The organism is Priestia sp. YIM B13491, assembly GCF_042787605.1.
Taxonomy (GTDB): domain Bacteria; phylum Bacillota; class Bacilli; order Bacillales; family Bacillaceae_H; genus Priestia; species Priestia megaterium_E.
Window position 1 is genome coordinate 1 of sequence record NZ_JBHZOR010000029.1, and the last position, 7111, is coordinate 7111.

The following is a 7111-nucleotide window of genomic DNA, read 5'->3' on the forward strand; positions in this document are numbered from 1 at the left end:
AAGCAATTGAGGATCAAATAAAAAAAACAGCTTAAGACTTAACTTTTTTGTGTCCAAATTATTGACTCAAATCCAATTACAGAAAATTTTTTTTATTTCATCTTATAACCCTTGTTTAAGACAAATTAACAAAAAGGTTAAGCGAAATGCTTAACCTTTTTGTTTTCAATTTAATTCTAGTCAATTAAAGCTTTAATTTTTTAAATCTTCTTGTTCTAACTTATAGTTTTTGTACTGCGTATAATAGCAATTCCTCGATGTTTCTTTTCCCTAGTTCTTTCGCTTTTTGTTGCAATTCTTTCTTCAATTCACTTGATATCTTTACGCGTACAACTTCCAGATCGCTATCAATATAAATCCCACGGCTGCGTTTATTAATCTTCCCTGAGACAAGAACCGACTCTAATAACTCAACGATTTCTTGTGCTGATTCCGTCAATAATACAGGTTTGATTTCAACGATAAATTGCTCTTTCTCTTCTTGTGGCGTAATTCTCATGTTGGTCGGGCTTAGGTACTGATAGAACAAATCCATGAGCTTATAAAGCTGTGATTTCGCATAGGCTGTTTGCTTAAAGGCAAATGTGGCATAGCCTTCTTTGGTAACAGTTTTTTTTGATTCAATCTCGTAGGCTGCTTCAAAGCCTCGGTGAAGTAACTCCTCTAATGTTATCTCTTCATGTTGTTCTGTAACAGCCATAATTGGATCTTCTACAGAGATGATACGGGCAAACTGCTCTTTTTCTTCATTTTTCTTCACAAAAAGCTGAAATAGCGCAATATTCTGTTCGGCATGATAAAAATGACGCTTACTCGGTTTGCGCCCTACTTCATGCGTGAGCTTAAACGCTTCTAGATCTTCCTCATTCACAAAATAACAATTAATGCCCCGGTATTCTTCTTGGAACGCAGGTAACAGTTCTTGCTTAATATACTTATTCACCGTTGTGACCGAGATATCCAGTTGATGCGCGACTTCTTTTGTCGTAAGTCCTGGCTTTTTTAACTCTTCTTGTAAACGAACAACATCCTCGATATCAAATTCATAACGTCCTTCGATATGCCAGTCATCTTTATTGATAGGGCTTAATTTTCCTTGTTGAATATATGTATAAATTGTTTTCTTTGATGAAATAGCTAACATCTCCATCACATCTTCAATAGTAATAATTTTAATAGGATTATCAATCATTACATACACTCCTTTTCTTTCTATTTCATTCAATAATTAATTATAACATATATATGAGTAATTACAGTTTAAAAGTTTTTATACATGATATGTAAATAGTACAACTAACTTATAAAAATATAAGTTTTACTATTTACTTTAAGTGATGACAAATAGGGGATTTTTCTACAAATCATATAAATAGTAACCTTTTTTTATAAAAAGTAAGTTTACACTTTTACTTTTAAATAAGTTACAATTATAAAGTAGCAAGTATAATATATATCTTTAAGCAATTATCTAATGTCAAAAATACTAGATATTTACTTAAAACATTTAGTAGTTTGAATTTTTTTAGTAATGCTATTAGTACGTTTTAAAAGTCGTTTATTAGCTATATACATATAAATATATATTTTATCTTTACATAGAGAAAAAACTATTTTGAAGTATGGAAGAGCTATAAATAACAAGACATGCTTGATGAAAGGAGAGATTTTATGCAAGATTTTTCGTTAGTACATATAGGAACAGAAATAAAAGAAAGAAAAGGGAATTTCAATAACATTGTTTCATTAATGCTGGATAGTACGTATTATGATGTATTAGAAGAGAGAAATGAGCATCACCAGCGAAAAAACGAGGATATGTTCAGCGATTTTACGGATGAAGAAATGATGTACTACTATGTCCATCAGCGAAAGCATATTCGAAAGGACCGAGAACGAAAAGAAAATACAAAAACCGAATACGTACGGATACTGCTGCAGTTTTATCGGTATGCTGTAGAAAGTGAATCGTTTTTACGACAGGATGTAGACAATTATATAGAAGAAACTATTTTTAAGAATTTAAGACCTTGGCATATACGGAACTACCAGACATATTTAAGCACAGCATTGTTAGGAAAGGGTGGGAAACCTTATTCACCTGCAACTTTAGATGCCAAAATGACGACTTTAAAAAGTTTTATGAAGTGGTTACATGAAACAAAATATATCAAGCATTCTTTACATAAAGAAATCTTGAGTACATCACTATCTGAACAAGAAATTCCGAACCGAGATTTGTATTATCATGAAGTCAAACAGCTGCTAGATTACTACAAAGACCATCCCATTAATCATGGATTGTTAACGATGTTGGCGATGACAGGATTGCGTGTACAAGAAATAGCTAAAGCTTCGTGGGGAGATGTATATCTAGACAGTTTAAGTGGCCATTATCGACTAAGAGGAGTAGGGAAGGGTGGAAAGAAATTTGATAAGTTACTTCACCCATCGCTATATGAACGCATTCTTGCTTTTCGAGAACGACGTCATGTCAGTACAGCATTAAATTCAAGCAATCAAGGCCCATTATTTCCAACTAAGGATGGAGGATTTTATCAATATAAAAACTTAAGTAATTATATTGTGCGTATCATTGAACGAACGGAATTACCTTTTATAAAAGAACGGAATGACAGGATTACGCCTCATTATTTTCGACATTTTTATGCGATTTATAGTCGGCAGCAGGGAGCAGACATCTTTTTAATTCAAAAAGAACTAGGTCACAGTGATCGTAAGACCACCGAACGTTATCTGGAGAAGGTTTTGCAGCGTGAACAAGAAATTGGGCTCATGTGGAATGAACAAGATTTCTAATTGAAATAGTATTCTTTAAAGCACTATACTAAACTTTTTATTAAATTCTCTGTAGATAAAAAAAGCTTCTTTACAGTAAACAAAAAGAATCCATTTTGATTAATTCTTTTCAAAATGGATTCTTTTCTTAAATATTAGGTTTATATTATTAGCCCATAATGGCTAGTAATGCTTTTTCTACGTCTTTATCTATCACTATTTCGTTAATTTCTCCTCTTAGTTTCCACATGCTTAATATTGACTTTATGTCTGTATTCTTAGGTAGTACCGTTGCTAATTCCATCGATACTTTTCTTGGGAACTCTAGTTTTCTTAGAGTCAAGGCTCTTTCGTTAGATACTCCTAAACGGAGATAATTAGATAGCAATAAGAAGCTATTAGGAAGACTACTTGACTCATCATTTTCATTGATAATTAAATCTACTATGGCAATATAAGCTGTAGCTATATGACTTACGTTTCTAATGCCTTCCTTAATAATCTTTATTGCTTTTGCAATACTCGATCTACTACTCCTACTCAAATTGTCTATGTTTAATTTACCTATATTATGTCGATTCAAAATTTTTGCCAAGTCAAGTATTGAGTCTCCTTTAACCCATCCTTTCAGAAACTCAATCATAACTTCGGTACTTGTAAATAACTCATGTATATCTTGTTTAATAAATTTTTTATCTAATTTTGAAATACACTCAAAGAACCAGGAAAACCAAATATCTTCTTTCTTGTCGTCACTAAATAGATCATTTAAAGAAGATTGATCTATAGTTTGTAAAACTGCTTCAATAACACTAGCTTTATTAGCAGATTTTACAGCTGCTTTTAAGATGAATTCTTGTTCCTTGGATTTAACAACATCTAACCACGAGTTCCATTTCCCTAGAACTTTATTAATTGTTTCATCTTCTAGAAATTGAATGGCCAGAGTTTTCTGTAATAGGTCTCTTCTTAGTGAAGTAGTTTGATTTCCTAGTACATTAGTTATTAAAGTGAAGTTATCATCTATTCCTTCGTCATTTAGCTCTTTTTCAGCGATTTCATTCATAATGGTTAGTAAGCCAGAAGTAGTTTTTTCCACACCATCTACTCGTTCAAGATAACTTATAGAGTCAGAATCTAAAATGAAGCCTTTACCTGAAGTAGTAGAAGGATATTGAGGCACGACTATACCTAATGACTGTTGACCAAATCCTGGTCTACCTGCACGCCCCAACATATTTATTACTTCTGATTTAGATAAAGGTTTCGATTCATCATCAGAATGTTGCTTAGTTGTATTGACAATAACTGCAGAAGCAGCTAGATTTAGCCCTTGAGATATTGTTCCGGTCGCACACAATACACCGTTTGTACTCTTTTTGAAGAACTCCTCTACTGCCATCTGTTCCTCATTAATTAATGCTTGGGTATGGATTCCAATTCCATCCGCTAGTCCATTATTTAGCTCAGATTTAAAGCCTAATTCTACGTTAGCTAAACTTAGATAGGCTTTAGTTATCTCTGTTAGATTTTGTGGGAAATTGGATAGTTTTTTGTGATTATTTATCTCCGTTAGCAAATGTCTTGTACCTTGTGAGAATATCATTACAGGGATGGTCGATGCTAAATAATTTCCCAATTGTCTAGATACGTCATTACCATAACCATTAACTGTCCAATAATCACCATAGTATGCTGTATTATTCTTTTTTAGTCTAACATCTATCTTGATTGGTAACTGTAAAGGATAAGCTTGTCGCATATTTTTCATCCATACATCTTGTACACAGAAGTACAAAAGAGCTGACAATTGAGTTTTATATGTTTTGTTTCCTGTTTTTTCAGCTTCTCTTTTAGCTTGATTAATTTCTTGCTCGGGGTGACTAATGAATCCCCTTAATGTTCTAGCAGGTCTCCATTTAATATTTGTTACAGAGAACTGATTATTATTTAAGTTTTGTAACCAATTTTCTAGCTCGGATGAATCATCAATAAGAGCTGACATAATTAAAAAAGAAGTTTTAGATAGCTCCGAAATTCGGCTTAATAATAAATCTAAGAGTGCTCCCCGTGTTCCTTGAAAGATGTTATGAAACTCGTCTACTATACATAGTTTACATCTTTTAACCAAATCAGGATTATTAGCAATTAAAGATACACATTTTTCAGGAGTCATAACTAAAATCATGTCTTCATTTTCTCGATCAAGATCTTTATTGAATAAATCTATTTCATCTAATAATATGCTGTTACCTCTACCATTTTTATGGATATCCATGATTTTATGCATGTTTTTATTAATTTGTCTGCATAAGGCTAGAGTAGGAGCTAAATAAATAATAATAGAACCCTGTTGAAGATACGATATGACTTTATGTTCTGCTATTAAACTTTTACCTGTCCCTGTAGGGATTGCTATTATATTATTTATATCTAAATCTAAAAGCCCTTTAGAAATAGCTTCTTTATGCGGAGGCCATATTAGATAAATACCATCATTAATATAACGTTTCATATGATTTCCCCATATTAAGGGATCACAGTGTGAAGGGCTTTTTAAAATAGATATAGCTCGTTCTTTTGACATTTTCTCAAATAGAATAAGCAATAGTGATAATAAGGAAATAGTTTGTTCATTACAATCATTAGAATTTGAATATAACTCAAATAGCTTTGAACTAATATTTTTATTCCATATATCATGCATATAACAATACTCATTAGAAAGCTCATTTAAACAATTATTCAAGTGCCATAAACAAGCATTTCTACAACTTTCTTGTAGTGTTTCAAAAGAACTTAAATTAGGAATTGTAGGGGTTTCTACTTTCACATAAACATTTGACATATTTAATTGAGTGAAATTATAAAGCTGCCTAATAATAGTTGCTTCCAAGCTCTTATTATTATCTAACTCAGAAATGAAATTCCTAAGCTGATCGGCTATAGCTCTAGCATTAGGATCATATCCTGAAATATAATACAATAAAGCAGAGACAACTCTATTTAGAAACTCAAGGCTATCCAATTCAATTAATGTTCTGTCCTCTAATATAGGAGGACATAAGGTTTCATAAGCATAAGCACAGACAAGGGAGGCAGCCTCTATTTCATTATGTGTTAGACTATTATCAAATACAATTCTAAATAATAAAGATTCTGCTAATCTCTTCAGAACTTCTAAATCATCCTCATTGTTAATCTCTGTCGTTTCAATACCTCTAAGATTTCTCTTTGAAGCTTCTATAGTAACCTCTAATAGTAGTCTTCTTATATCCTCACCGTTAATCTCATCTAACAAACTCGATGCAACTTCGTATTTCTCTTTAGCATACCTATCTAACATTTTGTGCCTCTTCCTTCTCTTCAATAAACTCAACTATCTTATCTGAAACTGCATCGTAGAAATCATCTAACCGTGCTGTCCAAATAGCTTCACATTGTCTAAACTGAGCGTGTTCAACGTTTGGTGTATTTATCTTAAAGTCTCTAAATTGTGATCCACCTCTTGGATTCCTACTGCGATGCTCAATGGTTAATCGATATATTATCTTTTTCTTCCATAAGATATGAGTAGAAATAGCAGCACTTACAGTAGTATCATTTGGATTTTCAAAACTATTTGCTACTGTCTTCATAACTTGTCTAATGTCAGGCCAATGCTTACCTCTATCAAATTTTTCAAAAGCACTAAGGGCTTCTTTTGTGCCGTCTGAAGGAGTTTTTCGGTTTTTTGATTCACCAATAACTAAATAATATTGATTATCTACTGTTTCTCGGGCAATAGCAGCTAAATCCAAACCTTGTTTTTTAGAACTTAAATGCATATAATGCACTCCTTGTAGTTTAAAATTAAAAGGGGTACAAGCATCAATATTTTCTATAGAATTCAACATAACGTGAGATATCAATTCTAAGATGAAAGGATTTCGTTGATTTTTGATGTATTCTTTAAATGAATCGTCATCACCTCTATATTCTTGTCCATTAAAATAGTCTTTGATTTCCCTGAGAGTTGTAATCTCGAATTCGTTGTCAGGAAGCATTCTTTTTAATGCTTGATAAGAATTATGCCAAGATCCTGTTTTTATTATGTAACAAAGTGAAGCAACTAAAAGGATTTGCTCTTCTGACTCAGGATCAAAATTATTTAGTTCAAATTCCAAATGAGAGGTATCTTGATCATGGGGCCATTTTTTGTAATTAACATCCCATGAAGTATATAAATCCTCTACTAATGGAGTTAGTATAGTTTCATGGACACCATTTAATTAAGTCCTTACAATGACTTTTGAGAGGATGTGTCCGAAAT

At 32.2% G+C, this 7111-nt stretch carries 4 protein-coding genes; 1 reads left to right on the top strand and 3 read right to left on the bottom strand.

Annotated features, from left to right (window positions below; translation table 11 throughout):
- Positions 1-220: 220 nt before the first annotated feature.
- Positions 221-1192, bottom strand: a complete 972-nt coding sequence (locus ACFX4E_RS28110; RefSeq protein WP_377256584.1) for a helix-turn-helix domain-containing protein — start codon at positions 1190-1192, stop codon at positions 221-223.
- A 479-nt stretch (positions 1193-1671) separates the two neighbouring features.
- Between ACFX4E_RS28110 and ACFX4E_RS28115 the strand changes: the two genes are divergently transcribed.
- Positions 1672-2820 (top strand): tyrosine-type recombinase/integrase, encoded by a 1149-nt coding sequence (locus ACFX4E_RS28115; protein ID WP_377260023.1) that lies wholly within the window; start codon positions 1672-1674, stop codon positions 2818-2820.
- Between the two features lie 148 nt (positions 2821-2968).
- Here the strand turns inward: ACFX4E_RS28115 and ACFX4E_RS28120 are convergent, their stop codons facing one another.
- Positions 2969-6145 (bottom strand): DEAD/DEAH box helicase, encoded by a 3177-nt coding sequence (locus ACFX4E_RS28120; protein WP_377260026.1) that lies wholly within the window; start codon positions 6143-6145, stop codon positions 2969-2971.
- Complete coding sequence (locus ACFX4E_RS28125) at positions 6135-6965, bottom strand: hypothetical protein (RefSeq protein ID WP_377260028.1); 831 nt, start codon at positions 6963-6965, stop codon at positions 6135-6137. The genes ACFX4E_RS28120 and ACFX4E_RS28125 overlap by 11 nt, the downstream gene beginning before the upstream one ends.
- Between the last annotated feature and the right edge of the window lie 146 nt (positions 6966-7111).

Coding starts and splice junctions, on each gene's coding strand:
- ACFX4E_RS28120 (WP_377260026.1), bottom strand. CDS start 6,145: ATGTTAGATAGGTATGCTAAAGAGAAATACGAAGTTGCATCGAGTTTG.
- ACFX4E_RS28110 (WP_377256584.1), bottom strand. CDS start 1,192: ATGATTGATAATCCTATTAAAATTATTACTATTGAAGATGTGATGGAG.
- ACFX4E_RS28115 (WP_377260023.1), top strand. CDS start 1,672: ATGCAAGATTTTTCGTTAGTACATATAGGAACAGAAATAAAAGAAAGA.